We start from the raw sequence: 618 nt of genomic DNA on the forward strand, positions 1-618 counted from the left end.
CTGACGGTCTCCGGTGACCCCGACACCGTCTACGGCGCCTCGCGCGCCATCGTCGCCCAGCTGTGCACCCTGCACTCGCCCGAGGACCTGGTGGTGGCGGTCGTCGCCGCGCCCGGTGCGCAGGCCGAGTGGGAGTGGACCAAGTGGCTGCCGCAGGTGCAGGACAAGACCACGGACGGCGCGGGGACGCGCCGGCTGGTCGTCGGCGACCTCGGTGAGATCGAGGAGCTGCTGGCGGACGACCTGGAGGGCCGCGGGCGGTTCAACCCGCAGGGCACTCCGGTGACCGACAGCCCGCATGTGGTAGTCATGCTCGACGGCGGCGAGGTGCCGATGGACTCGGTGATCGCCGGGGCGGAGGGCCTGCAGGGCGTCACGGTCGTCGAGGTGGTGCCCGGCGACATCAACGAGATCCGCGGCGGTCTGGCCGTACAGGTGTGGCCGGGCAAGCTGGTGCTGGAGTCGGCCAGCGGTGCGGTCTACCACGGTGTCTGCGACACCCTCTCGATCGCCGAGTCGGAGGCGCTGGCCCGCCAGCTGGCCCCGCTGCGGGCCGGTTCCGGCGCGGACGGCGAGGAGCCGCTGCTGTCGAACCTGGACTTCACGGATCTGCTGAAC

At 72.2% G+C, this 618-nt stretch carries 1 pseudogene; it reads left to right on the top strand.

The annotated features are described in order from the left end of the window. Positions 1-618, top strand: a pseudogene (locus tag ABD358_RS28350) (type VII secretion protein EccC); the annotation flags it as partial.

The sequence above is a fragment of the Streptomyces glaucosporus genome, assembly GCF_039533345.1.
GTDB classification, from domain to species: Bacteria; Actinomycetota; Actinomycetes; order Streptomycetales; family Streptomycetaceae; genus Streptomyces; species Streptomyces glaucosporus.